Genomic DNA, 24,619 nt, shown 5'->3' on the forward strand with positions numbered 1-24,619 from the left:
AGCTTCACACGCCCCTGAGCCGTCCGGTCCTCACGGATCTCGAAGTCCAATACATCCCCTGAACTGGGGTGTTGCAACGACTCCTAGAACCTGCGGACCCCCTCGGGGCCCTTTCGCATGCCCGGGCGCGAGAAACGGCAGCGGCGTCAGCGGCCGCGCAGGGTGCGGTAGCCCGGGTGGACGCCGGGGGTGAGCTGCTGCTGGGCGGCGATCCGGCCGAGCAGGGCGATCAGCTGGGTGTGCTCCTCGGGGGTGAGGGCCTGGGTGACGTCCTGCTCGTGGGCGATGGCGGTGTCGCGCAGGCGGGCCAGCAGGGCCAGGCCCTGGTCGGTGAGGTGCAGGGCGTACAGCCGGCGGTCCTCCGCGTTGCGGCGGCGCTCGATCAGACCGCGCTGCTCCAGGCCGTCGGCGAACGGGACGAAGCGGCTGGGCGGCATACCGAGCGCGTCGGCGAGCTCGCGCTGGCTGCGGCCCGGGTTCTGCACCAGCAGCCGGAGCAGGCCGGCCTGCGCGGGGGTGAGGTCGAGCTCGGCGATCCGCTGGGCGAACCGCTCGGCGGCGTGCGCGCCGAGCTGGGCCAGCAGGAACGCCGCCCCGCCGCCGGGCGGGCCGCCCGGGCCGGGTGGGCCCTGCGGGGGGCCGCCGTGCCAGTCCTTCTGGTCCGCCGCTCGATCCATGCTCATGCCGACATCGTACCCGTTTGACAATCGTTCCACGGTGTAATCATTATTCGGAGTGTATCGATCGGCGCGTGTCGACGAACGCCACGGGAGGAACCATGAGCACCACCGCCCAGCCCCGCCCGGCCCCGGCCGGACGGCCGAAGAGCCGCCCGCAGACCGGCCCGCCGCTGCTCGCGCCGACCATCTCGGTCACCGCGCTGACGGTCGCCTACACGGTGGTCAACCGCGCCACCCCGCATCCGGACGCCACCGGCGCCGAGGTGGTGCGGTACGCGCAGGAGCACGGCGGGGCGGCCCGGCTGGGCGCGCTGCTGCTGCTCGCCGCGTCGGTGCCGCTGGCGCTGTGCGCGGCGCTGCTCTACCGGCGGCTGCGGGCGCTCGGAATCACCGCACCCGGCTCGGCGATCACGCTGGTCGGCGGCGTGCTGGCGTCGTCCGCGCTGGTGCTGAGCGCAGCGGGGGCGTGGGCGGGCGGCCGGCTGCCGGCCGACGCGCCGCCCGCGCTGGGCCGGGCGCTGGCGGACGTGTCCTTCCTGGCGGGCGGGCCCGCGTTCGCGGCGGGCTTCGGCCTGCTGGCGGCGGGGGTCTCGGTGTCGGCGATGCTCGCCGACCTGCTGCCCCGCGCCGTGACGTGGGCGGGCCTGGTGGTGGCCGCCGCCGCGATGCTCGCGCTGTTCGCCCTGCTGGCGGACGGCTTCATGTACCTGCTGCCGGTGGTCCGGTTCGGCGGCCTGGTGTGGCTGCTGTTCGTGGCCGCCCTGCTGCCGAAGACCCGCCGCCGCGGCACCGACGACCGACCGATGGGGAGTTGAGCGAGATGACCGGAATGTACGCGGAGCTGAAGGGCCGGACGGTGGTGGTCACCGGCGGTTCGCGCGGGATCGGCGCGCACACCGCGCGGGCGTTCGCCGCCCAGGGCGCGGCCGTGTGCGTGGTCGGCCGGGACGCGACGGCGCTGGCGGCGGTGGTCGAGCAGATCGCCGGCGCGGGCGGTGAGGCGATGTCCGCGGTGGCCGACGTGACGGACGGCCGGGCGCTGGACGAGGTGCGGCAGGCGGTGACGGAGCGGTTCGGCGAGGTCGACGTGCTGGCGGCGTTCGCCGGCGGCCAGGGCTTCCCGGTGCCGGTGGCGGAGCTCACCGAGCAGCGCTGGCGCGAGGTGCTGGACTCCGACCTGACTTCGGTGTTCCTCACCGTGCAGGCCTTCCTGCCGGGCATGCTGGCGCGCGGCGCGGGCTCCATCCTGACGATGTCCTCGGCGGCCGGCCGCCAGCCCAGCGGCGCCAACCTGGCGTACGGGGTGGCCAACGCGGGCGTGGTGATGCTGACCAGGTACCTGGCCACCGAGCTGGGGCCGCACGGCATCCGGATCAACTGCCTGGCCCCGTCGGCGATCCTGACCGAGAGGGTGCAGGCCCGGATGCCCGCCGAGGTGCAGAGCCAGGTCGCGGCCACCCACCCGCTGGGCCGGCTCGGCACCCCGACGGACGTGACGGAGGCCGCGCTGTTCCTGTCCTCCGACGGCGCGGGCTGGCTGACCGGGCTGACGGTCGACGTGGCCGGCGGCCGCATCACCAACTAGCGCAGCACGAACTGAGCGTCACTCCCAGTCCCAGCGCAGCCCGAGCAGGCAGGCCGGCAGCCCCTCGGCCACCAGGTGTGCGCAGTGGTGCCCGTCGAGGGTCAACTCCTCGGTCTCCAGCGGGGACTGGCCGGGAGTGCGACGGGTGAAGCGGTCGCAGCGGACGGGGAGGGCGGCCGGGTCGAAGGTCACCTGGAGCACGTACTGGCCGGCGCCCGCGTTGAAGCCGCGCACGTACTCGCGGCTGGGCTGCGGCGACGGCGACTCGTCGAAGCCGTAGCCCAGCAGGTGGGTGTCGCCGGTGCGCAGCCGCCGGTCCAGCAGGAGCTCGGCGACCAGCAGGTGGGCGGCCGGGTCGCGGCGGATCCGGCCGGGCCGGCAGTTCTCCTCGGCCCGGACCCGGACCCGGTCGATGTCGCAGCCGGGGTCGCCCTGGTAGATCGCCAGGTAGCGGTCGATGCCGTCGCGGTGGGCGCGCAGCACGTGCTGGGAGTCGCGGCGTTGCAGCCGCCGGTCCGCGCCGACCCGGATCCGTTCGATGTGGGTGACGGTGTGCAGGCCGGTGTCGGGCGGGCCGGAGAGGACGGCGAGCAGACCGTCCACCGCCTCGGCGGGGGTGATCAGGTCGCGGTAGGGGCGGACGGGCGGCGCGGCCGGGTCGGGGGTGCCGCGGCGGGGGCCGAGCAGCCGGGTGAGCGAGTGTTCGGGCAGTTCCAGCACTTCTTCGAGCACGGCGACGGCGCGCAGCGACTCGGCCCGTTCGGGGCGGCGATGGCCCTGCTGCCAGTAGCTGAGGCTGGTCACGCCGACGTGCACGCCGCGCTGCGCGAGGCGCTCGCGCAGCCGGTGGAGTGCCAGGCCCCGGGCGGCGATGGCGGCCCGCAGGGCGAGGTGGAACGGTCCGGTGCGCAGAGCGAGGGCGAGTTCGGGCGGTGCGGTCGGCTGCAAGGCCACCTCCTCAACTGAGCGTGAATATTCACACCTTGTGGACGGCTTGTCACCGCCCCGGTCGATATCCGCGCTGCCCAGCGCGGTCGCGTTCACACCCGGGCGGGGGCCGTTCACACCTCGACTCCGGCGCCCGCGGGGCCCGTTGACCGCCTGGCGTCAACGGCCGGATGCTCGTCGGCAGCGCGTCCGGACGCCGCCCCCACACCCACTCCTCTGCCAGGAGGGCATTCCCCCATGCCACTCACCCCGATGCGGCTGCGTCGGACGGTCGCCGCCCTCGCCCTGGGCGTCCTCGCCCCGGCGCTGAGCGCGGCCGCCACCACCCCCGCCGCCACCACCCCCGCCGCAGCCGCCCCCGCCGCAGCCAATTCCGCCCCGGCCGCGATACAGCCCGCCACCGCCGCGAAGCCGCAGGCCCCGCTGGCGGCCGGCACCGCGCGGACCCTCAACCTGACCATGCAGGCCCAGCAGCAGAGCAACTGGTGCTGGGCGGCGTCCGGCAACACCATCGCCGCCTACTACGGCTACAACTACAGCCAGAACCAGTTCTGCAACGCGGCGTTCGGCCGCGCCGCCAACAGCACCTGCCCGAACAGCCAGGCCAGCCTGGCCGAGGTGCAGAACGCGCTGTACTCGTTCGGCATCAACCCGGGCTCGTACGTCAGCGGCTACCTGCGCTACTCCACCGTGCAGGGCGAGATCGACGCCGGGCGGCCGGTGGAGACCCGGATCCAGTGGAGCTCCGGCGGCGGCCACATGAACGTGCTGTACGGCTACGACAGCGGCAGCAACTACCTGTACTGGGGCGACCCGTGGCCGTCCAACTACCGCTACAACTGGGGCGACTACAACTACTACGTGAGCAACGGGTCGTTCTCCTGGACCCACTCCCTGTACCGGATCGGCGCGTGAGGAGCCCCGTCATGAGCAGCCACCGCGTCCGACTCGCCCGCGCCGCCGCCGCACTCGCCGCGGCCGCCGCCCTCGGCCTCGCCACCGCCCCGCTGGCGCAGGCCACCGACCAGCAGCCGGGGGCGGGCGACCTCGCCGCCGCCCGGGCCGCCGCCCAGAACCCGTCCGTGCTCGACCAGTTGGGGCACTTCTTCGCCCGCAAGGGGGTGCCGCCGACCCAGCCGCTGGCGATCGGCCCGAGCGACGAGACGCAGGCCGCCCGCGCCGCCGCGCCCCGGCTCAGCGGCGACACGGTGCCGGTCCGCACCCTCGACGCCGGGTTCGTGGCCGGCAAGCCCGGCGCGCCCGTCGCCACCGTCGAGTTCACCGCCACCAAGGCCGTCGCCGCCGACGGCCAGGCCGCCTCGGTCTGGACAGCTCAGCAGAACGGCAGCTGGCGGGTGGTCAACATCGCCTCCGGCAGCGACGAGACCGACTACGCGGCCCGGGCCGCCGCCGACGGCGGCACCGCCTTCCGCGAACCGCAGCTCGGCGCCTGGTACGAGCTCAAGGACGGCCGGATCCTGCCGCTCGACGACACCGCCCGCCGCTCGGTCGGCGCGCACGGCACCACCGTCGCCGCCTACCAGCAGCTGGTCCACCAGCGGTACGGCGACAAGCTGCCCGGCTCCGCGTACGACACCGCCGGCAAGGCGGGCGGCTTCCAGGCCGATGCGGCCTCCGCGTCCGGGAGCAGCGGCGCACCGCTGCTCACCGCGGGCACCGCGCTGGGCGCAACCGCCCTGGCGGGCGCGGTGATCGGGGTGCGCAGCCGCCGCCGGAAGGGCTAGGCGCCGGCGAAGGTCTTCCGGTAGGCGAGTGGTGAGACGCCGATCGCCGAGTGCAGGTGCTGGCGCAGCGACACCGCGTTGGCGAAGCCGACCCGGCCGGCGATCTGGTCGACCGTCAGGTCGGTGGCTTCGAGCAGGTGACGGGCCAGGGCGACGCGCTGCTGGGTGAGCCAGCGGCCGGGGCTCTGGCCCGTCTCGTCGTGGAAGCGGCGGGCGAAGGTGCGGCTGCTCATCGCGGCGTGCCCGGCCAGTTCGGCGAGGGTCAGCGGCTGGTGCAGCCGGGCCAGCGCCCACTCGCGGGTGGCGGCGGTGCCGGTGGCGCCGGCCGCCGGGACGGGCTGCTCGATGTACTGGGCCTGGCCGCCGTCGCGCCAGGGCGGGACGACGGCCAGCCGGGCGGCGTGGTTGGCGACGGCCGCGCCGTGGTCGCTCCGGAGCACGTGCAGGCACAGGTCGACGCCGGAGGCGGCGCCCGCCGAGGTGAGGATGTCGCCGTCGTCGACGAACAGCACGTCCGGGTCGAGCCGCACCTTGGGGAAGAGCTCGCGGAACCGGTCGGCGAGCGCCCAGTGGGTGGTGGCGGGCCGGTCGTCGAGCAGACCGGCGGCGGCGAGCGCGAACGCGCCGGTGCAGATCGAGATCAGCCGGGTGCCGGGCCGGATCAGTGCGAGTGCCTCGGTCACCGCGGGGTCGAGCGCGCCGGTGGCGAGCGCGAAGTCGAAGGGCGGGATGACCACGGTGTCGGCCGTGCGGAGGATCTCCGGGCCGTGCGCGACGGTGATGGTGAAGTCGGCGTCCGAGCGCACCGGTTGGCCGTCGACGGTGCAGGTGGCCAGCTGGTAGCTGTCCCCGGCGGCGGCGAACACCCGCCGGGGGATGCCGAGTTCGAAGGGGTACACGCCCTCCAGGGCGAGCACCGCGATCCGGTGCGGCGATGTCTTCGTGGGCTTCGGCACGGCCACCCTCCTGGCAGGATCCCATCGGACAGTGACCATCATGCCACTGCCGCGGGCGCCCCGGGCAAGCCAGGCTGGAGGCATGACGACGAACACGATGCGAGCGATCAGCCAGGACGTCCTGGGCGGCCCCGACGTCCTCAAGGTGGTGGAACTCCCGCGCCCGGAGCCCGGGTTGAGCGAGATCCTGGTGAAGGTCAGGGCCGCCGGCCTGAACCCGACGGACTGGAAGCACCGGGAGGGCGGCCTGTTCCTCGGCCAGCCCCCGTTCGTGCTCGGCTGGGACGTGGCCGGCACCGTGGAGGCGGTCGGCTTCGGCGTCACCCTGTTCAAGCCCGGCGACGAGGTCCTCGGCATGCTGCCCTACCCGCACGGCGTCGGCGGCCACGCCGAGTACGTGACCGGCCCCGCCCGGGCGTTCGCCGCCCGGCCCGCCGGCGTGGACGTCGTCCAGGCCGGCGCGCTGCCGCTGGCCGCGCTGACCGCCTGGCAGGCGCTGGTGGACACCGCGCAGGTCAAGGCCGGCGACCGGGTACTGGTGCACGCTGCGGCCGGCGGCGTCGGACACCTCGCCGTGCAGATCGCCAAGTCCCGCGGCGCGTACGTGATCGGCACCGCCGGCGCCGCGAAGCACGACTTCCTGCGCGGCATCGGCGTGGACGAGCCGATCGACTACCGGAGCACCGACTTCGCCGAGACGGTCCGCGACGTCGACGTGGTGCTGGACGCCGTTGGCGGCGAGTACCAGCTGCGTTCGCTGCGGACCCTGCGGCGCGGCGGCCTGCTGGTGTCGATCCTGCCCGTCCCCTTCGAGGGGCTGGCCGAGGAGGCCGAACGGCTCGGCGTGCGCACCGCGATGATGATGGTGGAGGCCGACCACGCCGGGATGGCGGCGATCGCGGATCTGGCCGAACGCGGCCTGCTGCGCGCCGAGATCGCCGGGACGTTCCCGCTGGAGCACGCCGCGAAGGCGCACGCGCTGGGCGACACCGGCCGCACCACCGGCAAGCTGGTGCTGGTGAACTGACCCGTCAGAGGCTCTGCAGGTGGGCCAGGGCCCGGTCGAGCAGGTCGGCGAGGTCGTCCTGGCCCTCGTGGTCGGCCCAGTACAGCGAGGTCTCGGTGAGCGCGGCGGCGACCGCGGCGGCGGTGATCCGCAGTTCGAGGGTGGGGGCGTCCAGGCCGGCCCGTTCGGTGAGCAGGTCGAGCATCATCGTGCGCGGCTGACCGGCGGCGTCGAGCATCCGCAGCCGCAGGGACGGGACGGAGGCGGTCAGCCGCATCCGCGCGTACAGCTCCTCCCGCTCCTGCTCGGCGATCCGGCGGACCAGCCCGACCAGCACCTCCCGGGCGGAGGTGAGGAACGGCTCGTCCGCCGGCCGGGACCGGATCGCGGCGGCCATCACCGGGTCGTACTCGTCATTGAGGACGATGTCCTCCTTGGTCGGGAAGTACCGGAAGAAGGTGGCCGGGGAGACCTCCGCCGCCGCCGCGATCTGGTCGACGGTGGTGGCCTCCCAGCCCTGCTCAGCGAACAGCCGGAAGGCCTCCCGGCGCAGGGTCTGGCGGGTCTTCAGCTTCTTCCGCTCGCGCAGCGACATCGGGGCTTCGACCAGCTCCTCCAGCGAACCGGAGGAGCCTTCGGACGGGCGGGGCCGGGCGCTGCGCGGGGTGCTCATGCGGACGATTCTCCGGGATCACCGCCCGCCGCGGCCAGCGGCCGCGCCTCGGGAGCGGCCGGGGCCAGCGGCCGTGCCTGGGGAGCGGCCGGGGCCACGGGGTCGCCGCCGCCCGGCATCCGGGCCGCGACCAGCACGGCGGACAGCGCCGCCAGCACCCCGGCGGCCAGCAGCACCAGGCCCATGCCGTGCACGTACGCGACGTGCGCGGACGCGGCGAGCGACGGGTCACCCAGCCGTTCGGCGACCGCGTCGGCGGCGATCACCGAACCGCGGACCCGGTGCGCGGCGTCCCCGGGGAGCGCCGGAAGGTGCAGCGCGGAGCGGTAGCCGGCCGCCAGCAGGCTGCCGAACACGGCGACGCCGACCGCGCCGCCCACCTGGCGGAGCGTCTGCACCAGCCCGGAGCCGACCCCGGCCTTGGCGGGCGGCAGCAGGAGCAGCGCGGAGGCGGTCGCGGTGATCAGCACCAGGCCGAGCCCGGCACCGAACAGCGGCAGCCACAGCGCCGTCCACCCGTAGCCGTCGCCGGGCGCGGTGCGGCTGCCGAGCAGCAGGGCGAGGGCGGTCAGTGCCAGCCCGGCGGCGATCACGCCGCGCGGGGCGAAGCGGCGCACCAGGCGTTCGCCGAGCCGGGCGGCCACCAGCAGGCCGCCCATCATCGGCATCAGCCGCAGGCCACTGCCGAGGGCGTCGGTGCCCAGCACGCTCTGGAAGTAGGCGGGCAGCACGAAGAATCCGCCGAACAGGGCGACCGAGACCAGGGTGACGGCGATCGCGCACCAGCGGAACACCGGTTCGGCGAGCAGCCGCAGGTCGAGCATCGGGTGGTCCTGCCGGCGGCTGCGCAGCACCAGCGCGGTCAGTGCGGCCGCCGCGCCGAGCAGCGCGGCGAGCACCAGGGCGTCGCCCCAGCCGCGCTCGGCGCCCTCGATGATGCCCCAGGTGAGCGCGGCCAGGCCGCCGGCCGCGAGGGCCGCGGACCGCAGGTCGATCCGGGGCGCGGCCGGGTCGGCGGACTCGGGGAGCAGCAGCAGGCAGGCCAGCACGCCGAGCACCACCAGCGGCACGTTGATCAGGAAGATCGAGCCCCACCAGTAGCCGCGCAGCAGCAGCCCGCCGACGACCGGCCCGAGCGGCACGCCGATGGCCGTCACGGTGGTCAGCAGCGCGGTGGCGCGGCGCTGCTCGGCGGGCGGGAAGACGGCGGGGATCACCGCCATCGACATCGGCATCACGAACGCGGCGGCCAGGCCCATCCCGGCGCGGGCCGCGATCAGCGTGGCGGGGCTGCCGGCCAGGGTGCCGAGCACGGAGGCCGCGCCGAACAGGGCGAGGCCGGTCACCAGGGTGCGGCGGCGGCCGAAGCGGTCGCCGAGCAGGCCGGCCGGGAGCAGGGCGGCGGCGAACACCACCGTGTAGGCGTCGACGATCCACTGCTGCTGCCCGGTGCCGGCGTCCAGCTGCCGGGCCAGGTCGGGCAGGGCGACGTTCAGCACGGTGGTGTCGAAGCCGATGACGAGCACGCTGAGCGCGACCGCTACCAGCGCGATCCAGCGCCGGGGGTGCGGAGCGGGCATGACGGACCTCCATCCGAGTGAATCTCTCAAATGAGAGTAACTCTCAAAAGATGGCGAGTGTCAACCGAAGCCCGCGCTGCGGGATCCCCACTTCTGGAATTGATGCGCTGTTGATCCCCCGTTCGCCCGCGCTGCGTGCCGAACGTGTCACTGTAGGTGGGGAGTTCTCTGACGACTCGTCAGATGACCTGTCGGCCGGTGGGAGGTTTGCCAATGGAGTACGGAGCGACCGGGTTCTGGAGCGGCGTGGTCGGTGTGCTGGCCGCGCTGGCCGTCATAGCCGGGTACTTGATCGGCGGGGCCCGCCTGGTCTGGGTGGTCTCGGCGGTCGAGGTGCTGGCGGTGATGGCCTGGGTCGCGTACCGCTTCCGCGGCCGGGCGCACCAGCGCACGGCAGGCGAAGGGCCCGACGCGGCGCACTGCGAGCGCTGCCGTCGGGCCCGGGAACGGCTGGAGGCGAGGGCGGCCCAGCCGGTGCGGTACTGACCGAATGGGTCGGTTCCGCGGGGGATCGTTTCTGCGGGGGGCTCAGGTGGCGGTGTACGCCACCAGCGAGATCCCCACGTACTGCACGATGAACGCGCCGAGGGTGAAGGCGTGGAACACCTCGTGGAAGCCGAACAGGCGCGGTGACGGGTTCGGGCGCTTGAGGCCGTAGATCACCCCGCCGATGGTGTAGAGCGCGCCGCCGACGACGATCAGCGTCAGGACGGCCGCGCCACCCTTGTGCAGGAAGTCCGGCAGGAAGAACACCGCCGCCCAGCCGAGCGCCACGTAACAAGGGGTGTACAGCCAGCGCGGGGCGCCGACCCAGAACACCCGGAACGCTATTCCGGCCAGCGCGCCGCCCCACACCAGCCACAGCAGCACCTGCTGCCGCGCGCCGTCCAGCAGCAGCATGGTGAACGGGGTGTACGTCCCGGCGATGATCAGGAAGATGTTGGCGTGGTCCAGGCGGCGCAGCACCGCCTCGCCGCGCGGTCCCCAGGTGAAGCGGTGGTACACCGCGCTCACGCCGAACAGCATCCAGGCGCTCACCGAGTAGACGACGCAGGCGATTCGCGCCGCCGTCGACTCGGCCAGGCAGATCAACACGATTCCGGCGGCCAGCGAGGCCGGGAACATGCCGGCATGCAGCCAGCCGCGCCACTTGGGCTTTGCGAGATCGAGGGCTTCCGCGGTCATGGCAGCATCTTACGGAACCGTAGGTTACCGGCGCGTAGGAAAGTGGCGATCCTCACTTTTAGACGTTCTGGAGTGTTCGGGGGGTGCCAGGGAGGGTCGGGCTGGGTGCGTGGAGGGTGACTCGGAGTCCCCAAATCAGACAGTCTGGAGTAAAGATCTCGTCAATGACGACAGTTTGACGAATGGAGGGCGGGTCGCCAGGTCTACCGTGTAAGGACCCTCAACCCCCGCGATGCCGTCTCCTGGCCGAGATGGTGTGAAACGGAGCGATCGTGTCGACTCAGATCTCTGCGCGCGCCGAGTCCGCGCCCACCCGCCACCAGCGCCTGGTGGAGTGGGTCAACGAGATTGCCGACCTCACCCAGCCCGACCAGGTGGTGTGGTGCGACGGTTCCGAGGAGGAGTACCACCGTCTCGCCGAGCAGCTCGTCGCCCAGGGCACCTTCACCAAGCTCGACGAGACCAAGCGGCCCAACTCCTACTACGCGGCCTCCGACCCGTCCGACGTCGCCCGCGTCGAGGACCGCACCTTCATCTGCTCGGAGAAGGAGGAGGACGCCGGCCCGACCAACCACTGGAAGGCCCCCGCCGAGATGCGGGACATCTTCTCCGGTGAGAACGGCCTGTTCCGCGGCGCGATGAAGGGCCGCACCATGTACGTGGTGCCGTTCTCCATGGGCCCCGTCGGCTCCCCGCTGGCCGCGTACGGCGTCGAGATCACCGACTCCGCCTACGTCGCCGTCTCGATGCGCGTGATGACCCGCATGGGCCAGGCCGTGCTTGACCAGCTCGGTGAGGACGGCGAGTTCGTCAAGGCCGTGCACACCGTCGGCGCCCCGCTCGCCGAGGGCGAGGCGGACGTCGCCTGGCCGTGCAACACCACCAAGTACATCTCGCACTTCCCGGAGACCAAGGAGATCTGGTCCTTCGGCTCCGGCTACGGCGGCAACGCCCTGCTCGGCAAGAAGTGCTACGCGCTGCGCATCGCCTCCACCATGGCCCGCGACGAGGGCTGGCTGGCCGAGCACATGCTCGTCCTCAAGCTCACCCCGCCGTCCGGCGAGGCGAAGTACGTCACCGCCGCGTTCCCGTCCGCCTGTGGCAAGACCAACCTCGCCATGCTCCAGCCCACCATCCCGGGCTGGAAGGTCGAGACCATCGGCGACGACATCGCCTGGATGCGCTTCGGCGCCGACGGCCGGCTCTACGCCATCAACCCCGAGGCCGGCTTCTTCGGCGTCGCCCCCGGCACCGGCGAGGACACCAACGCCAACGCCATCAAGACCCTCTGGGGCAACACCGTCTTCACCAACGTCGCCCTCACCGACGACGGCGACGTGTGGTGGGAGGGCCTCACCAAGGACGCCCCCGCCCACCTCACCGACTGGCGCGGCAACGACTGGACCCCCGAGTCCGAGGCCCCCGCCGCCCACCCGAACTCCCGGTTCGCCGTCCCCGCCGCGCAGTGCCCGACCATCGCCCCCGAGTGGGAGGACCCGGCCGGCGTCCCGATCTCGGCGATCCTGTTCGGCGGCCGCCGCGCCACCGCCGTTCCGCTGGTCACCGAGTCCTTCGACTGGCAGCACGGCGTCTTCCTCGGCGCCAACATCGCCTCCGAGAAGACGGCTGCGGCCGAGGGCACCGTCGGCGAGCTGCGCCGCGACCCGTTCGCGATGCTGCCGTTCTGCGGCTACAACATGGGCGACTACTTCGCGCACTGGCTGAAGGTCGGCGCCGAGGCCGACGCCACCAAGCTGCCGAAGATCTACTACGTCAACTGGTTCCGCAAGAACGCCGGCGGCAAGTTCGTGTGGCCCGGCTACGGCGAGAACAGCCGCGTCCTGAAGTGGATCGTCGAGCGCCTCGAAGGCACCGCCGAGGGCGTCGAGACGCCGATCGGCGTGCTGCCGACGGTCGAGGGCTTCGACCTCGACGGGCTGGAGATCCCGGCCGCCGACCAGGAGCTGCTGTTCACGGTCGACCGCGAGATCTGGAAGCAGGAGGCCGCGCTGGTCCCGGCCCACCTGGAGATGTTCGGCGAGCACACGCCGAAGGAGCTGTGGGACGAGTACCAGGCCCTGGTGAAGCGACTCGGCTGACGCCGGACGACCCCTGCACAAGGTCCGGTCGAGGAGGGACGCCCCTCCTCGACCGGACTTTGCCGTATGTGGCCTTCCGCTTCGCGCAGTTTCCCGTGCCCCTGGTTGCTAGGTCTGGACGTAACCCGACAGGAAGTCTCCGATGCGGGTGACCGCGCTGGTGATGTCGTCCGGGTGGGGGAGGGTGACCAGGCGGAAGTGGTCGGGGGCGGGCCAGTTGAAGCCGGTGCCCTGGACGATCAGGATCCGCTCGGCGCGGAGCAGGTCGAGGACCATCCGCGCGTCGTCCTTGATCTTGTAGACCTGCGGGTCGAGCCGCGGGAACGCGTACAGCGCGCCCTTGGGCTTCACGCAGGAGACGCCGGGGATCTCGTTGAGCAGCCGGTACGCGGCGTCGCGGGAGGCGAGCAGCCGACCGCCGGGCAGGATCAGGTCCTGGATGGACTGGCGTCCGCCGAGGGCCGCGGCGACGGCGTGCTGGGCGGGCATGTTGGCGCACAGGCGCATCGAGGCGAGGACGTTGAGGCCCTCGATGTAGGAGCGGGCGCGCTGCCGGTCGCCGGAGAGCACCATCCAGCCGCTGCGGAAGCCGGCCACCCGGTAGGACTTGGACATGCCGTTGAAGGTGACGCAGAACAGGTCCGGGGCGAGGGTGGCGAGCGGGATGTGCTCCACGCCGTCGTAGAGGATCTTGTCGTAGATCTCGTCCGCGTAGATCACCAGCTTGTGCTGCCGGGCGAGTTCGACGATCCCCTCCAGCAGTTCGCGCGGGTAGACCGCGCCGGTGGGGTTGTTGGGGTTGATCACGACGATCGCCCGGGTGCGGTCGGTGATCTTCGCGGCGATGTCGGCCAGGTCGGGGTACCACTCGGCCTGCTCGTCGCACCGGTAGTGGACGGCGGTGCCGCCGGCCAGCGAGACCGAGGCCGTCCACAACGGGTAGTCGGGGGCGGGGACGAGGACTTCGTCGCCGTCGTCGAGGAGGGCGGTCATGGCGAGCTGGATCAGCTCGGAGACGCCGTTGCCCAGGTAGACGTCCTCGACGGTCAGGCCGTGCAGGCCGCGGTCCTCGTAGTGCATGACCACGGCGCGGCGGGCCGACAGGAGGCCCTTGGAGTCGCCGTAGCCGTGCGCGGAGGACAGGTTGCGGAGGATGTCCTGGAGGATCTCGGGCGGGGCTTCGAAGCCGAACGCGGCCGGGTTGCCGGTGTTGAGCTTGAGGATGCGGTGGCCCTGCTCCTCCAGCCGCATCGCCTCGTCGAGCACCGGGCCGCGAATGTCGTAGCAGACATTGGCGAGTTTGCTGGACTGGATGACCTGCATGCCCGATTACTTTACGGGCGCGCCGGGCCCGTCTCCGCGTGGTGTTCGCCACCTGGACACGGACGGGTGAACGGTGGTGCGGCGGTAGGGTCGCGGCGGGCCGTCAGGGGAGGCGTCGGATGCTCGGGGCAGTGCTGGGTGCGGTGCTGGGTCTGCTGGTGGGGGTGCCGCTGCGGTCGGCGGTGGTGCGGTACGCGGTGCCGGGCGGCGAGCCGTGGCGGGCCTGCGCGGTGACGCCGCTGGGCCGTTGCGTGCGCTGCGGGGAGCGGGCCGGACCGCCGCCGCTGGCCGTGGAGCTGACCGCCGGGGCGGTCGGCGCCGCCCTCGCCGGGTACGCGCCGGGTCGGTGGCTGCCGCTGCTGGCGTGGGTGGCGCTGTTCGGCGTGGCGCTGGGGTTCGTGGACGCCGCGGTGAAGCGGCTGCCGGACGCCCTGACGCTGCCGCTGCTGGCGGGCACGGCCCTGCTGGTCCCGCTCGCCGACCACCGGCCGGAGGTGTGGCTGCGCTGCGCGCTGGCGGCGGGCGCACTCGGGGGCGTGTTCCTGCTGCTGGCGCTGTTCGCGCCGATGGGCCTGGGGGACGTCAAACTCGCCCCGTCGCTCGGCGCCGTGCTCGGCCTGGCCGGCTGGCGGACGTTCTACGCCGGTCTCCTCTACATGTGGCTGATTGCCGCGCTGTGGGCGGTCGCCCTGCTGGTGCTGCGCCGGGCCGGCCGCCGCACCGAACTGGCCTTCGGCCCGGCGATGCTGCTGGGCACCCTGGCGGCCGTCCTGGTCACCGTCCGCTGAAAAGGGGCGGGGCCCGTCGTACCCCCAGTGGTACGACGGGCCCCTGTGCACCTGCCCCACCCTCAAGGAGCGGTGCACCGGCGGAGAGTCACGGCATGTTGCGGAGGAAGGCCCCGACGTTGTTGGAGAACTCGTTGCCGTTGTTGGCGTCCCAGTTGGTGGACCAGGTCATCGCGCCGCGGATGGTCGGCCACTTGGCCGGCGGGACGAAGGTGCCGCAGTGGTTGCCGGTGGCCAGGCAGTCCAGCGCGTTGTTGACCACGGTGGAGTTGACGTAGCCGCCGCCCGCCGCCTTGCTGGAGGCGGGGACGCCGATGCCGACCTGGTCGGGCCGCAGGCCGCCCTGGATGTGGGTGCAGACCTGCGCGGTGATGAAGTCGACGGTGCCCTGGGTGTAGACCTTGCCGTCGCAGCCGTTCATGCCACCGGAGTTGTAGAACTGGGTGTTGACGACGGTCAGGATGTCCTTGGTGGCCAGCGCCAGCTGGAAGTACGCGCCGGCGGTGGAGTACATCCCGATGGTCTCGGGGGCCATGGTCAGCACGAAGCCGGAGCCGACCTTGGCCTGCAGGGTGTGCAGCGCCTGCGCCATGTAGGTGGCGTTGACGCCGTTCTCCAGGTCGACGTCGATGCCGTCGAAGCCGTACTGCTGGATCAGCTTGTACGCCGAGTCGGAGAACGCGGTCGCGGCGGCCGAACTGCCCACCGAGATCGCGCCGTTCTGGCCGCCGATGGAGAGCACGACCTTCTTGCCGGCCGCGTGCTTGGCGGCGATGTCGGCCTTGAAGTCGGCGTCGGTGTAGCCGCCGAGCTTGGTGGCCAGCGCCGGGTCCAGGGTGAAGGAGATCGCGCCCTGGGTGGTGGTCGCGTCGGCGAAGGAGACCGCGATGATGTCGTACGCGGACTGCACGTCGCGCAGCCTCTGCACGGTCGAGCCGTTGTCGAAGTTCTGCCAGTAGCCGGTCATCGCGTGCTTGGGCAGGCCGGTGTTCGGCGGCGGGGTGGTCGCCGAGCCGGACGGGCTGGGCGAGTTGGACGCCGACGGGGAGGCGCTCTGCGACGGGGAGGCCGAGGCGGACGGCGAGGCGCTCTGCGACGGGGAGGCCGACGCGGAGGTGGACGGCTTCGGCGAGACGGAGCTGGCGGACGGCGACGGGGAGGCGGTGCCGCCCGGGCCGATCAGCTGGATGTCGTCCGCGTAGTAGGTGGGCTGGCCGTACCAGCCGTGGATGTACAGGGTGACGCTGGTGGTGTTGGCGCCGGTGGTGAAGGTGGTGTTCAGCTGGTTCCAGCTGCTCTGCGCCGACCAGGTGGACGGGTCGGTGCCGCCGGTGCCGCGGGCGCCCAGGTAGACGTACGAGCCCTGGACCCAACCGTTCAGAGAGTAGGCGGTGTTGGGGAGCACCGAGATGGTCTGGGTGCACTCCGCGGTGTCGCCGGCGCCCGGGGTGGCGGCCAGCGCGCCGGTGCCGGAGTGGACCGGGGTGGTGACCGCGCCGGCGTTGCCGGTGCAGGTCCAGTCGGCGAGGCCGGAGTCGAAGCCGCCGTTGGTCACCAGGTTGCCGACCGCGGCGTTCGCGCCGCCGGCCGACAGCGCCAGGCCGGTGCCGGCCAGGGCCAGCGCGGTCGCGGTGGCCAGCACCGCCGGGAACTTGTTGCGGCGCCGGTGGGACGGCTGCTGCAGGGTACGGGCCATGACAGGCTCCAGTGCAGGAGTGGGGGAGGGGGGCGTGGGGGGAGAGCAGACGTGGCGGGGGAAGGAAGAGCCGCCGCGGTGGGGGTCGCGGCGGCTCCGCTGTGGGGGTGGGTCCGCTGTGGTGCTGACCACACGCTGGACTAGACCAATGGCAAGCGTCAAGACCCGGAATCCGGTTTAGGGACCGTTTAAGGATTCGGAGACCGTTCCGTATCCCGCCCCGTGCGCGCACTGTGACAAGACCGGTACCTGCGGTTTTACCTCCGGTAATGCCGGGCGGAGTAGGCTGCGCCAGGGGATTCGCACCCGGAGCAATCAGCACGGAGGGGCCGTTCACGATGGGTCTGCGCGATGTGGTCGAGCGCACGCCGGGACTGCGCATCCTGCTGGACCGGGCCTACCGGCTGTACGGCCGCCGGGTCGAGGTGCACCTGGCCAACACCCCCCGCCACATCGGCGTGATCCTGGACGGCAACCGCCGCTGGGCCAAGGCCACCGGCGGCACCACCGCCTACGGCCACCAGCGCGGCGCCGACAAGATCAGCGAGTTCCTGGGCTGGTGCGAGGAGACCGACGTCCGCGTCGTCACCCTCTGGATGCTCTCCACCGACAACCTGGCCCGCCCCGCCGAGGAGCTCGTCCCGCTGCTCGGCATCATCGAGGACGCCGTCCAGGGCCTGGTCGACGCCGGCCGCTGGAAGGTCCACCCGGTCGGCGCGCTCGACCTGCTGCCCGCCCCCACCGCCGAGGTGCTCAAGCGCGCCGAGCAGCAGACCGCGCACATCGACGGACTGACCGTCAACGTCGCCATCGGCTACGGCGGCCGGCAGGAAATCGCCGACGCCGTCCGCTCGTTGCTCCAGGAGCACGCCGGCCGCGGCACCTCGATCGAGGAACTGGCCGAAATCCTCGACGTCGAGCACATCGCCGAGCACCTCTACACCAAGGGCCAGCCCGACCCCGACCTGGTGATCCGCACCTCCGGCGAGCAGCGGCTGTCCGGCTTCCTGCTCTGGCAGTCCGCGCACAGCGAGTTCTACTTCTGCGAGGCCTACTGGCCCGCCTTCCGCAAGGTCGACTTCCTGCGGGCACTGCGCGACTACCAGCTGCGCAACCGGCGGATGGGGCGCTGACCGCCGGTCAACTCGGCTGGGGGCCCGGTCGGTTCCTCATACCCGGACGCCCACCGGGCTGTGCTCATCCGCTGTGGTGAGGTGGTGGTGCCCGGTCGGTTCCTCATACCCGGACGCCCACCGGGAAAACGTTCACCCGTTGTGATCCCGCCGTTCGTCCAGGCGCGAATGCGGGCCTCCTCGCCTGGGAATACTCCGCTCAGACCGTCCCCCCGGCCAGCGGGGCCGCGGGGACCGGTGGGCCGCGGGTGACGTCGGGTCACCCGCTCTGGAGGGCTAGTGGTCAGTACCAAGAGCCGCCGGACACCAGACCGGCGCACGTACGTCCTCGACACCAGCGTGCTCCTGGCCGACCCTCTCGCCATGACGCGCTTCGAGGAGCACGAGGTGGTCCTCCCGGTGGTCGTCGTGACCGAGTTGGAGGCCAAGCGGCACCACCCGGAGCTCGGCTACTTCGCCCGCCAGGCGCTGCGCCTGCTGGACGACTACCGGATCCGCTACGGCCGGCTCGACGAGCCGATCCCGGTGGGCGAGTTGGGCGGCACCATCCGGGTCGAGCTGAACCACTCCGACCTGACGATCCTGCCGGCCGGCTACCGGACGGGCGGCGGCGAGGCGGACACCCGGATCCTCGCTGTCGCCCGCAACCTGCAGGCCGAGGGCTACGACGTCACCGTGGTCTCCAAGGACCTGCCGCTGCGGATCAAGGCGAGCTCGGTCGGGCTGCTGGCCGAGGAGTACCGGGCCGAGCTGGCGATCACCTCCGGCTGGACGGGCATGACCGAACTGCACGTCCCCGCCGACCAGGTGGACGAGCTGTTCGCCGGCCAGGAGCACGCCCTCTCGGTCGACGGCGCCGAGCAACTCCCGGTCCACACCGGACTGGTGCTGCACTCCGAGCGCGGCCGCGCGCTGGGCCGGGTGGCCCCCGACGGCCGGGTGCGGCTGGTCCGCGGCGACCGCGAGGCGTTCGGCCTGCGCGGCCGCAGTGCCGAGCAGCGGATCGCGCTCGACCTGCTGCTCGACCCGGAGATCGGGATCATCTCGATGGGTGGCCGGGCCGGCACCGGCAAGTCCGCGCTCGCCCTGTGCGCCGGCCTGGAGGCCGTCCTGGAGCGCCGCCAGCACCGCAAGGTGATGGTGTTCCGCCCGCTGTACGCGGTCGGCGGCCAGGAACTCGGCTACCTGCCGGGCAGCGAGGCCGAGAAGATGGGCCCCTGGGCGCAGGCGGTGTTCGACACCCTCTCCGCCGTCACCACCCAGGACGTGATCGAAGAGGTCATCTCCCGCGGCATGTTGGAGGTGCTGCCGCTCACCCACATCCGCGGGCGCTCGCTGCACGACGCCTTCGTGATCGTGGACGAGGCGCAGTCCCTGGAGCGGAACGTGCTGCTCACGGTGCTCTCCCGGATCGGCCAGAACTCCCGCGTGGTGCTCACCCACGACGTCGCCCAGCGGGACAACCTGCGGGTCGGCCGGTACGACGGCGTGGTCGCCGTGGTGGAGAAGCTGAAGGGCCATCCGCTGTTCGCCCATGTCACGCTCACGCGTTCGGAGCGTTCGCCGATCGCCGCACTGGTGACCGAGATGCTGGAGGACATCCAGCCGTAGGCATAACCGGACACACCGGGGCAAAGGGGTCTGACGCGTACCGTCAGGCCCCTTCGCTGTCAGCCCTGTTGACGACCCCTCTGTCGATCGTCCGCCAAACGCCCAGGTGGCGAAGTTTGTGAGATCCGCCACGGCACAGGGAATTGCGTAGACACCGTCGCGTGCGGCATGGTGAGGGTTCTGTCAGGCCCCGCGTACGGCAATTCCTCGCCCGGCAACTCCGGTCGGCGGGCGGAAAACTGAACACCGCAAGGCCGTACGCCGCTCGATTCCACCGCCGCTCCGGGCCCGCCCGGGGGGACGGCCGAGCCAGCGCCTCCCGTGACCAGAGTTCGACGGAGGCCAGTGACCAGGGGCATCTTGCGCCCGGAGGTCACACGCCGGGCGACGCTGGAAGGAAACCATGTGACTCGGATCTCGGTCCGGGGAGTCGCTGTCGCCTCCGCCACCGCGGTGACCGCCGTCGGTGCTGTCGTAGGTGCGGCCTCTGGCAGTGAGGGCAAGACCGTTCAGACGGTCGACGTCGCGAGCGCCACCCTGCTCGCCGACGCGCCCACCGGTGCACAGGCCCAGAACGTCAGCGACGGCATCAGCCGCCAGGCCAACGCCCAGCAGGTCTCCGCCGACGCCGCCGCCAAGAAGGCCGCGGAAGAGGCTGCCCGCCAGAAGGCCGCCGCCGACGCCCAGGCGAAGGCCGACGCGGAGAAGGCCGCCAAGGCGGCCGAGGAGAAGCGTCAGAAGGAGGAGGCCAGCCGCGCCTCCGCCCGCAGCGTGCTCGCCACCGTCCCGGCCGGCTCGGTCCAGGACATGGCGCTGCAGATCGTCGGCGACGCCAACCAGTTCCAGTGCTTCAGCCAGATCGTCAAGCGCGAGAGCGGCTGGGACTACACCGCCACCAACGCCTCCTCCGGCGCCTACGGCCTGGTCCAGGCGCTGCCGGGCTCCAAGATGGCCTCGGCCGGCGCGGACTGGCGCACCAACCCCGCGACCCAGATCAAGTGGGGCCTCAACTACATGAACAGCCGCTACGGCAGCCCCTGTGGCGCCTGGTCGTTCTGGCAGTCGCACCACTGGTACTAGGCCCAACGGCTGGTACCGGGCACAACGGCTTCGTATCGAAGGGCCCCGTTTCTCGCACGGCCGAGAACGGGGCCCTTCGTGCTGCCGCGAGACAGCGGCCTCTGAGCGGGCCGTGCCGCCCGGGCGGCGCTGACCAGTGCGCTGCGGGCGGCGACGGTCCGGTGCGGACGCGGGGGAGCGGAGCGGGTCCTGGTTCCACCACTCCCGGCCGGTCCGCCGACAGAAGGTCCGTTGAAGCGCTTTCCCATCTTTGGCCGGACGAAACGGGCGCATTGATGATGATTTGCCCGGAACCTCCTGGAACCGGTCCTTGATACCACCGCGCCCCGGGGCCCCGTCGGCAGGTAGCGTTTCTGGCCGACGGCCGCGCGACCCGCGGCCGCGGAGCAGACGAACACGGGGGAGACCGGGCAGTGACGGAAGAGACGAACGGCGGCCGCTGGCGCGGTGTCGCCAAGATAGGGGCGTTGGCGGCCGGGCTGTTCGCCGCCGTCGAACGCCGCCGCCGCGCGGCCATCACCGCCGAGGCGCAGGCGCTCGCCACCGAGCAGGCCGTCGAACTCGCCGCCGAGCGGGCCGCCCGGCGCACCGTCGAGCAGACGGCCCGTCAACTCGCCGGACACGAAGGCGCATCGGCCGAAGGCCTGGCCGTCGCCGTCGCGCCCCAGGAGCCGGCGGCCGGGCCGACCGTCCCCGCCCCGCGCAGCGCCGAACAGCAGGCTGGCGCGCCCTCGTTCGGCCGTCCCGCCACCCCCGCGGACGCGGTGCCGTGGACGCTGCGGGTCGCCGCCGAGTCCACCTGGCGGCTGCTGCTGATCGGCGTCGCCCTCTACGTGGTCTTCCGGGTCATCGACACGCTGCGGCTGGTCGCCTTCTCGGCCCTCGCCGCGGTGCTGATCGCCGCGCTGCTGGAACCCACCGTCTCCTGGCTGCGCCGGCACGGCGTTCCGCGCGCGGTGGCCGCCGCCGGCACCTTCATGTCCGGCCTGGCCGGCATTGGCCTGGTCGGCTGGTTCGTGTTCTGGCAGGTGTCCACCAACCTCGACTCGGTCACCGTCAAGGTGCAGGACGGTGTCCGGCAGCTGCGGGACTGGCTGCTCAACGGCCCGTTCCACCTCACCCAGGACCAGCTGAACAACTTCACCAACCAGATCACCACGGCCATCGGCAAGAACTCCGACCAGCTGACCTCGGCCGGCTTCACCGGCGTCAGCATCGCCGTCGAACTGCTCACCGGCATCGCGCTGGCCGCCTTCACCGTCTTCTTCCTGCTCTACGACGGCGCCGGGATCTGGAACTGGACGCTGCGCGGCCTGCCCCGGCACTCCCGGTACGCGATGGCCGGCGCCGGGCCCAAGGCCTGGGCCACGCTGACCGCGTACGTCCGCGGCACCGTCACCGTCGCCTTCATCGACGCGCTGTGCATCGGCATCGGGCTCCAGCTGCTCGGGGTGCCGATGGCGATGCCGCTCGCGGTGATCATCTTCCTGGGCGCGTTCGTGCCGCTGGTCGGCGCGCTGGTCACCGGCACCATCGCGGTGCTGATCGCGCTGGTCACCGTCGGACCGTTCAAGGCGCTGATGGCACTGGTCGTGCTGGTCGCCGTCCAGCAGCTGGAGGGACACATCCTGCAGCCGCTGATCCTCGGCCGGGCCGTGCGGGTCCACCCGCTGGCCGTGGTGCTCGGCGTCGCCGCGGGCTCCATCGTCGGCGGCATCGCCGGCGCGATCGTGGCGGTCCCGCTGATCGCCGTGACCAACACCGTCACCGGGCACCTGCGGCAGCGGAACGCCGCCGGGCAGGAGGTCTTCCAGGCGATAGAGGCGGCCCGCAAGCAGTAGGGCCGCCCGCAGGCAGTAGGGCCGCCCGCAGGCGGTAGATGCGGCAAACGGAAAGGTCCGCCCGGGGAGGGGTTCCCTCCGCAGGCGGACCTTTCCGTCTGTTCGTCGCGCAGATGCCTGTCGCGCGTCGACCGTCAGGCCAGCTGCGCTTCGGCGTCCAGCACCGAGGCGACGGCCTGGACGGTCGCGGCGATCTTGACGGAGGCCTGGATGACCTCACGCTCGACGCCGGCCTTGCGCAGCACGCCCTCGTGCGAGTCGAGGCACTGACCGCAGCCGTTGATCGCGGAGACCGCGAAGCACCACAGCTCGAAGTCGACCTTGTCGACGCCCGGGTTGCCGATGATGTTCATCCGCAGACCGGCCCGCATCGTCCCGTACTCCTTGTCGGAGAGCAGGTGCAGCGTCCGGTAGTAGACGTTGTTCATCGCCATGATCGCGGCGGCGCCCTTGGCGGCCTGGTAGGCCTCCGGGGACAGCTGCGACTTGGCCTCGGGCTCCAGCTCGCGCAGCACGGCCGGCGAACCGGTCGCCATCGCGCAGGCCAGCACGGTGCCCCAGAGCTGCTGCGCCGGCAGGTCCGAGTTGCCGATGACCGAGCCCAGGTTGAGCTTCAGGTCCTTGGCGTAGTCCGGCAGCGCGGCCTTCAGTTCGTCGAGAGCCATGGGGGTCAGCCGGCCAGCAGGGCCTGGGCGTCGAGGGTGTCCTCGCCCTTGTTCCAGTTGCACGGGCACAGCTCGTCGGTCTGCAGGGCGTCCAGCACCCGCAGGACCTCCTTGGGGTTACGGCCGACGGAGCCGGCGGTCACCATGACGAACTGGATCTCGTTGTTCGGGTCGACGATGAACACCGCGCGCTGGGCGGTGCCGTCCGCGCCCTCGACGCCGCAGGCGCGCATCAGGTCGTGCTTGATGTCGGCGAGCATCGGGAAGGGCAGGTCGCGCAGGTCCTTGTGGTCCTTGCGCCAGGCGTGGTGGACGTACTCCGAGTCACCGGACACGCCGAGGACCTGGGCGTCACGGTCGGCGAACTCCTCGTTCAGCTTGCCGAACGCGGCGATCTCGGTCGGGCAGACGAAGGTGAAGTCCATCGGCCAGAAGAAGACGACCTTCCACTTGCCCTCGTAGGTCTTGTGGTTGATCTCGGCGAAGGCGTTCGCGGCGTCGAGGTCAACGCAGGCGTTGAGTTCGTACTCGGGGAACTTGTCGCCGATCGTCAGCACGTCGTTACTCCAAGGGTTGAGATGAGGGTTGTCCGTATTGCGGACATTTCAAGCGTCGCACAGGGGCTACTGATCAGTGAAATCGGATCTGCTGCTTTGCCTGATAGGCAATCCCGATCAGTGCGGCACACTGGAGGCAGCATCGGACCACATCGGATCACCGCAGGAAGCGCCGTCGTGAAGCACCCTACGCAACGCACCCCCACCCTCTCCCAGCTGCGGGCCTTCGCTGCCGTCGCCGAACACCTGCACTTCCGCGAGGCCGCCGCCGCGATCGGCACCAGCCAGCCCGCGCTGTCCGGCGCCGTCGCCGCGCTCGAGGAGACCCTCGGCGCGCAACTCGTCGAACGCACCACCCGGCGCGTCATGATCACCCCGCTCGGGGAACGCGTCGCCGCCCACGCGCGCCAGGTGCTGTCCGCGCTGCACGCCCTCACCGAGGAGGTCGAGGCCGCCCGCCGCCCCTTCACCGGGCCACTGCACCTCGGCGTGATCCCCACCGTCGCGCCCTACCTGCTGCCGACCGTCCTGCGACTCGTCCGCGACGCCTACCCCGACCTCGAACTGCACGTCCACGAGGAACGCACCCCCTCCCTGCTCGACGGCCTCGCCACCGGACGACTCGACCTGCTGCTGCTCGCCCTGCCCGCCGGCGGGAGCGCCCCCGTGGCCGAAATCCCGCTGTTCGACGAGGACTTCGTGCTGATCGTGCCGCCCGAACATCCGCTCGCCGGACAGTCCGACGTCCCGCGCGACGTGCTGCTCGACCTCGACGTACTGCTGCTCGAAGAAGGCCACTGCCTGCGCGACCAGGCCCTCGACATCTGCCGCGAAGTCGGCGCCGACGCCTCCGGCGGCAGCACCCGCGCCGCCGGGCTCTCCACCCTCGTCCAGCTGGTGGCCGGCGGGCTCGGCGTCACCCTGCTCCCCGCCACCGCACTCGCCGTCGAGACCGGCCGCACCGACCGCCTTGCCGCCGTCCGCTTCGCCGCCCCCACCCCCGGCCGCCGCATCGGCCTCGCCCACCGGCCCGGCTCCGCCCGCACCCCGGAATACGACCGCTTCGCGGCGGCCCTCTGCGACGCGCTGCGGGGCTTGCCGGTACGCATCGCGCCCACCCACCCGCCCGTGACCCCACCGCCGAGGTGAACCCCCCCGGGGGGCGCTGGCGCTCGGCGGTTGACGTGCACGTTGCCCCGGCCCGCCCACCCGCCCGTGACCCCTCCGCAGAGGTGGGACGCGGGGACCCTGCCGACGGCCACGGGCGTTCGCATCGCCCCGGCCCGCTCGCTCGCGGCCCCGCCGCCGCCGGCCGCAGGTGCCGCCCCTCCCCACCTGCCCGTGACCCCGCCGCCGAGGTGAACCCCCGGGGGCGCTGGCGCTCCGCGGTTGACGGCATGTTGCCCCGGCCCGCGCACCTGCCCGTGACCCCTCCGCCGAGGTGAACCCCCGAGGGCCGCTGGAGCTC

General features: G+C 72.3%; 23 protein-coding genes. 13 read left to right on the top strand and 10 right to left on the bottom strand.

The window, feature by feature from the left end:
* Positions 1 to 146: 146 nt before the first annotated feature.
* Positions 147 to 683 (bottom strand): MarR family winged helix-turn-helix transcriptional regulator, encoded by a 537-nt coding sequence (locus tag ACFYST_RS34515; protein WP_387868220.1) that lies wholly within the window; start codon positions 681 to 683, stop codon positions 147 to 149.
* A 95-nt stretch (positions 684 to 778) separates the two neighbouring features.
* On the opposite strand from ACFYST_RS34515, the gene ACFYST_RS34520 reads away from it, so the two are divergent.
* Both ACFYST_RS34520 and ACFYST_RS34525 read left to right on the top strand, forming a co-directional pair.
* On the top strand, positions 779 to 1,495 hold the full coding sequence (locus ACFYST_RS34520) for a DUF4386 domain-containing protein (RefSeq protein WP_387637878.1): 717 nt from the start codon (positions 779 to 781) through the stop codon (positions 1,493 to 1,495).
* 5 nt (positions 1,496 to 1,500) lie between these two features.
* On the top strand, positions 1,501 to 2,265 hold the full coding sequence (locus ACFYST_RS34525; RefSeq protein WP_387868222.1) for an SDR family NAD(P)-dependent oxidoreductase: 765 nt from the start codon (positions 1,501 to 1,503) through the stop codon (positions 2,263 to 2,265).
* 18 nt (positions 2,266 to 2,283) lie between these two features.
* On the opposite strand, the gene ACFYST_RS34530 is transcribed toward ACFYST_RS34525, so the two are convergent.
* Positions 2,284 to 3,213 carry a hypothetical protein gene (locus tag ACFYST_RS34530; RefSeq protein WP_387868224.1) on the bottom strand — a complete coding sequence of 310 codons (930 nt, stop codon included), beginning with the start codon at positions 3,211 to 3,213 and terminating at the stop codon, positions 2,284 to 2,286.
* Between the two features lie 237 nt (positions 3,214 to 3,450).
* On the opposite strand from ACFYST_RS34530, the gene ACFYST_RS34535 reads away from it, so the two are divergent.
* Both ACFYST_RS34535 and ACFYST_RS34540 read left to right on the top strand, forming a co-directional pair.
* Positions 3,451 to 4,128, top strand: coding sequence for a papain-like cysteine protease family protein (locus tag ACFYST_RS34535; RefSeq protein WP_387868227.1), 678 nt, complete (start codon positions 3,451 to 3,453; stop codon positions 4,126 to 4,128).
* A gap of 11 nt (positions 4,129 to 4,139) precedes the next feature.
* The gene (locus ACFYST_RS34540; RefSeq protein ID WP_387868230.1) at positions 4,140 to 4,958 is read left to right on the top strand and encodes a hypothetical protein; all 819 of its coding nucleotides are present in this window, start codon (positions 4,140 to 4,142) and stop codon (positions 4,956 to 4,958) included.
* Here ACFYST_RS34540 and ACFYST_RS34545 read toward each other — a convergent pair.
* The gene (locus tag ACFYST_RS34545; protein WP_387868233.1) at positions 4,955 to 5,953 is read right to left on the bottom strand and encodes a GlxA family transcriptional regulator; all 999 of its coding nucleotides are present in this window, start codon (positions 5,951 to 5,953) and stop codon (positions 4,955 to 4,957) included. The genes ACFYST_RS34540 and ACFYST_RS34545 overlap by 4 nt on opposite strands.
* A 43-nt stretch (positions 5,954 to 5,996) precedes the next feature.
* Between ACFYST_RS34545 and ACFYST_RS34550 the strand changes: the two genes are divergently transcribed.
* Positions 5,997 to 6,941 carry an NADP-dependent oxidoreductase gene (locus ACFYST_RS34550; protein ID WP_387868234.1) on the top strand — a complete coding sequence of 315 codons (945 nt, stop codon included), beginning with the start codon at positions 5,997 to 5,999 and terminating at the stop codon, positions 6,939 to 6,941.
* 4 nt (positions 6,942 to 6,945) lie between these two features.
* On the opposite strand, the gene ACFYST_RS34555 is transcribed toward ACFYST_RS34550, so the two are convergent.
* Together ACFYST_RS34555 and ACFYST_RS34560 are read right to left on the bottom strand one after the other, a co-directional pair.
* Entirely contained in the window at positions 6,946 to 7,593 is a 648-nt protein-coding gene (locus ACFYST_RS34555; protein WP_387868237.1) for a TetR family transcriptional regulator, read from the bottom strand.
* Positions 7,590 to 9,173 (bottom strand): MFS transporter, encoded by a 1,584-nt coding sequence (locus tag ACFYST_RS34560; protein WP_387868239.1) that lies wholly within the window; start codon positions 9,171 to 9,173, stop codon positions 7,590 to 7,592. Before ACFYST_RS34560 ends, ACFYST_RS34555 begins: the two co-directional genes overlap by 4 nt.
* A gap of 213 nt (positions 9,174 to 9,386) precedes the next feature.
* On the opposite strand from ACFYST_RS34560, the gene ACFYST_RS34565 reads away from it, so the two are divergent.
* Positions 9,387 to 9,659, top strand: coding sequence for a hypothetical protein (locus ACFYST_RS34565; protein WP_387637856.1), 273 nt, complete (start codon positions 9,387 to 9,389; stop codon positions 9,657 to 9,659).
* Positions 9,660 to 9,701: 42 nt separating this feature from the next.
* Here the strand turns inward: ACFYST_RS34565 and ACFYST_RS34570 are convergent, their stop codons facing one another.
* Positions 9,702 to 10,358 (bottom strand): hemolysin III family protein, encoded by a 657-nt coding sequence (locus ACFYST_RS34570; RefSeq protein WP_387637853.1) that lies wholly within the window; start codon positions 10,356 to 10,358, stop codon positions 9,702 to 9,704.
* A gap of 272 nt (positions 10,359 to 10,630) precedes the next feature.
* Between ACFYST_RS34570 and ACFYST_RS34575 the strand changes: the two genes are divergently transcribed.
* Complete coding sequence (locus ACFYST_RS34575; RefSeq protein ID WP_387637851.1) at positions 10,631 to 12,457, top strand: phosphoenolpyruvate carboxykinase (GTP); 1,827 nt, start codon at positions 10,631 to 10,633, stop codon at positions 12,455 to 12,457.
* Positions 12,458 to 12,565: 108 nt separating this feature from the next.
* Here the strand turns inward: ACFYST_RS34575 and ACFYST_RS34580 are convergent, their stop codons facing one another.
* Entirely contained in the window at positions 12,566 to 13,780 is a 1,215-nt protein-coding gene (locus ACFYST_RS34580) for a pyridoxal phosphate-dependent aminotransferase (protein ID WP_387868241.1), read from the bottom strand.
* Positions 13,781 to 13,899: 119 nt separating this feature from the next.
* On the opposite strand from ACFYST_RS34580, the gene ACFYST_RS34585 reads away from it, so the two are divergent.
* Positions 13,900 to 14,568, top strand: a complete 669-nt coding sequence (locus ACFYST_RS34585; protein ID WP_387868242.1) for a prepilin peptidase — start codon at positions 13,900 to 13,902, stop codon at positions 14,566 to 14,568.
* A gap of 88 nt (positions 14,569 to 14,656) precedes the next feature.
* On the opposite strand, the gene ACFYST_RS34590 is transcribed toward ACFYST_RS34585, so the two are convergent.
* Positions 14,657 to 16,264, bottom strand: a complete 1,608-nt coding sequence (locus ACFYST_RS34590) for a chitinase (RefSeq protein WP_387868245.1) — start codon at positions 16,262 to 16,264, stop codon at positions 14,657 to 14,659.
* Positions 16,265 to 16,602: 338 nt separating this feature from the next.
* Here ACFYST_RS34590 and ACFYST_RS34595 point away from each other — a divergent pair, with 338 nt between their 5' ends.
* The 4 genes from ACFYST_RS34595 (at position 16,603) to ACFYST_RS34610 (ending at position 21,929) form a co-directional block, all read left to right on the top strand.
* Positions 16,603 to 17,397, top strand: coding sequence for an isoprenyl transferase (locus tag ACFYST_RS34595; protein ID WP_387637841.1), 795 nt, complete (start codon positions 16,603 to 16,605; stop codon positions 17,395 to 17,397).
* Positions 17,398 to 17,676: 279 nt separating this feature from the next.
* On the top strand, positions 17,677 to 19,008 hold the full coding sequence (locus tag ACFYST_RS34600) for a PhoH family protein (RefSeq protein ID WP_387637838.1): 1,332 nt from the start codon (positions 17,677 to 17,679) through the stop codon (positions 19,006 to 19,008).
* Positions 19,009 to 19,413: 405 nt separating this feature from the next.
* The gene (locus ACFYST_RS34605; RefSeq protein WP_387637835.1) at positions 19,414 to 20,088 is read left to right on the top strand and encodes a transglycosylase SLT domain-containing protein; all 675 of its coding nucleotides are present in this window, start codon (positions 19,414 to 19,416) and stop codon (positions 20,086 to 20,088) included.
* A 413-nt stretch (positions 20,089 to 20,501) separates the two neighbouring features.
* A complete protein-coding gene (locus ACFYST_RS34610) occupies positions 20,502 to 21,929 on the top strand; it encodes an AI-2E family transporter (protein ID WP_387868248.1) in 1,428 nt (475 codons plus the stop codon).
* Positions 21,930 to 22,063: 134 nt separating this feature from the next.
* Here ACFYST_RS34610 and ACFYST_RS34615 read toward each other — a convergent pair whose 3' ends face one another.
* Both ACFYST_RS34615 and ACFYST_RS34620 read right to left on the bottom strand, forming a co-directional pair.
* Complete coding sequence (locus ACFYST_RS34615; RefSeq protein ID WP_387637829.1) at positions 22,064 to 22,594, bottom strand: alkyl hydroperoxide reductase; 531 nt, start codon at positions 22,592 to 22,594, stop codon at positions 22,064 to 22,066.
* Between the two features lie 5 nt (positions 22,595 to 22,599).
* Positions 22,600 to 23,151, bottom strand: coding sequence for a peroxiredoxin (locus ACFYST_RS34620; protein WP_387637826.1), 552 nt, complete (start codon positions 23,149 to 23,151; stop codon positions 22,600 to 22,602).
* 177 nt (positions 23,152 to 23,328) lie between these two features.
* Here ACFYST_RS34620 and ACFYST_RS34625 point away from each other — a divergent pair, with 177 nt between their 5' ends.
* Positions 23,329 to 24,300 carry a LysR substrate-binding domain-containing protein gene (locus ACFYST_RS34625; protein ID WP_387637823.1) on the top strand — a complete coding sequence of 324 codons (972 nt, stop codon included), beginning with the start codon at positions 23,329 to 23,331 and terminating at the stop codon, positions 24,298 to 24,300.
* The last annotated feature ends 319 nt before the right edge of the window (positions 24,301 to 24,619 follow it).

This window comes from Kitasatospora sp. NPDC004614 (genome assembly GCF_042873675.1).
Classification (GTDB): Bacteria; Actinomycetota; Actinomycetes; order Streptomycetales; family Streptomycetaceae; genus Kitasatospora.

Excerpts from the sequence above, each read along its gene's own strand:
- ACFYST_RS34515 (WP_387868220.1), bottom strand. The coding sequence starts at position 683 with ATGAGCATGGATCGAGCGGCGGACCAGAAGGACTGGCACGGCGGCCCC.
- ACFYST_RS34520 (WP_387637878.1), top strand. The coding sequence starts at position 779 with ATGAGCACCACCGCCCAGCCCCGCCCGGCCCCGGCCGGACGGCCGAAG.
- ACFYST_RS34525 (WP_387868222.1), top strand. The coding sequence starts at position 1,501 with ATGACCGGAATGTACGCGGAGCTGAAGGGCCGGACGGTGGTGGTCACC.
- ACFYST_RS34535 (WP_387868227.1), top strand. The coding sequence starts at position 3,451 with ATGCCACTCACCCCGATGCGGCTGCGTCGGACGGTCGCCGCCCTCGCC.
- ACFYST_RS34540 (WP_387868230.1), top strand. The coding sequence starts at position 4,140 with ATGAGCAGCCACCGCGTCCGACTCGCCCGCGCCGCCGCCGCACTCGCC.
- ACFYST_RS34545 (WP_387868233.1), bottom strand. The coding sequence starts at position 5,953 with ATGGTCACTGTCCGATGGGATCCTGCCAGGAGGGTGGCCGTGCCGAAG.
- ACFYST_RS34550 (WP_387868234.1), top strand. The coding sequence starts at position 5,997 with ATGACGACGAACACGATGCGAGCGATCAGCCAGGACGTCCTGGGCGGC.
- ACFYST_RS34555 (WP_387868237.1), bottom strand. The coding sequence starts at position 7,593 with ATGAGCACCCCGCGCAGCGCCCGGCCCCGCCCGTCCGAAGGCTCCTCC.
- ACFYST_RS34560 (WP_387868239.1), bottom strand. The coding sequence starts at position 9,173 with ATGCCCGCTCCGCACCCCCGGCGCTGGATCGCGCTGGTAGCGGTCGCG.
- ACFYST_RS34565 (WP_387637856.1), top strand. The coding sequence starts at position 9,387 with ATGGAGTACGGAGCGACCGGGTTCTGGAGCGGCGTGGTCGGTGTGCTG.
- ACFYST_RS34570 (WP_387637853.1), bottom strand. The coding sequence starts at position 10,358 with ATGACCGCGGAAGCCCTCGATCTCGCAAAGCCCAAGTGGCGCGGCTGG.
- ACFYST_RS34580 (WP_387868241.1), bottom strand. The coding sequence starts at position 13,780 with ATGCAGGTCATCCAGTCCAGCAAACTCGCCAATGTCTGCTACGACATT.
- ACFYST_RS34585 (WP_387868242.1), top strand. The coding sequence starts at position 13,900 with ATGCTCGGGGCAGTGCTGGGTGCGGTGCTGGGTCTGCTGGTGGGGGTG.
- ACFYST_RS34590 (WP_387868245.1), bottom strand. The coding sequence starts at position 16,264 with ATGGCCCGTACCCTGCAGCAGCCGTCCCACCGGCGCCGCAACAAGTTC.
- ACFYST_RS34595 (WP_387637841.1), top strand. The coding sequence starts at position 16,603 with ATGGGTCTGCGCGATGTGGTCGAGCGCACGCCGGGACTGCGCATCCTG.
- ACFYST_RS34615 (WP_387637829.1), bottom strand. The coding sequence starts at position 22,594 with ATGGCTCTCGACGAACTGAAGGCCGCGCTGCCGGACTACGCCAAGGAC.